General features: G+C 44.1%; 1 protein-coding gene and 1 pseudogene. Both read left to right on the forward strand.

The features are described 5' to 3' along the window. Nucleotides 1-745: pseudogene (locus F6K49_RS52505) on the forward strand (hypothetical protein); the annotation flags it as partial. Beyond that, entirely contained in the window at nt 729-1,049 is a 321-nt protein-coding gene (locus F6K49_RS52510; RefSeq protein WP_293111035.1) for a hypothetical protein, read from the forward strand. The pseudogene F6K49_RS52505 and the gene F6K49_RS52510, both read left to right, overlap by 17 nt. Nucleotides 1,050-1,055: the final 6 nt, after the last annotated feature.

Here is a 1,055-nt window from a genome sequence, read left to right on the forward strand (position 1 = left end):
GAATTTTGAAGCTTTAGAAAGCTTAACCACATGCCAAGATTCAGTGGACAAAGTAGCAGTAGCTCCCGGTCTTGTTAAACAAGGTGAGAAGTTAGCGAAAGAGGGGGATATTGATGGTGCTATTGCTAAGTTTAAAGAAGCCAAAGAATGGAATCCGGAGCTAGAATTAGACCCAGAGAAGAAGGCCAATGCGATCGCTCTTTTTACAAAAGGTGAGAAGTTAGCAGGAGAGGGCGATATTGAGGGTTCTATTGCTCAGTTTCAAGAAGCCAAAGAATTAAATCCCAATCTAGAATTAGACCCAGAGACAAAAGCCAAACGGCTAGCAGCTGCTGCTAAAGTTAACAAAGGTGAGCAGTTAGCTCGAAAGGGTCAATTAACCAAATCCCTATCTCTCTATAAAGAAGCACAACAACTAGATCCAAACCTAGAAATTGATGCTAATTCTTGGAACGCACTGTGTTGGTTTGGTAGCCTCCATGGATATGCTGCTAAAGTGATGGATGCCTGTGAAAAAGCAGTAGCAAAAGAACCTGAACATGTCGGTATTCTTGATAGTCGTGGTTTGGCTAGGGCTCTGACTGGGGATACCGCAGGAGCGATATCAGATTTTCAGGCATTTGTAGACTCGACCAGCCATGATGAGTGGAAAGCAAAACGGCAAAAATGGATAGATGAGCTCCGGGCTGGTAAGAATCCTTTTACGGAAGAGGTGTTGGAGGGTTTACTTGAGGAGTCATGGTAGGGAAGGCAATAGGCAAGCATATGCGCTATGCGCACGCTACGCGAACAGCGGTCAGCCGTCAGCGGTCAGCCGTCAGCGCCTGGAAACTTTAACAGGCAAGATGCCTGTTCCACCAAGATGCCTATTCTACCAAGATGCCCCAAACATTCCTAAACTCAGCAAACGTAAGTCTAAGCTGACTTCAGACTTCAGACTTCAGACTTCAGACTTCAGACTTCTGACTCCCGATTCCCGACTCCCGACCAGTTTTTTACAAAATTTTTCAAAATATGTTACAATTAAAGATTATTTGTGTATAATATAAATGTGG

This window comes from Moorena sp. SIO3I6 (assembly GCF_010672095.1).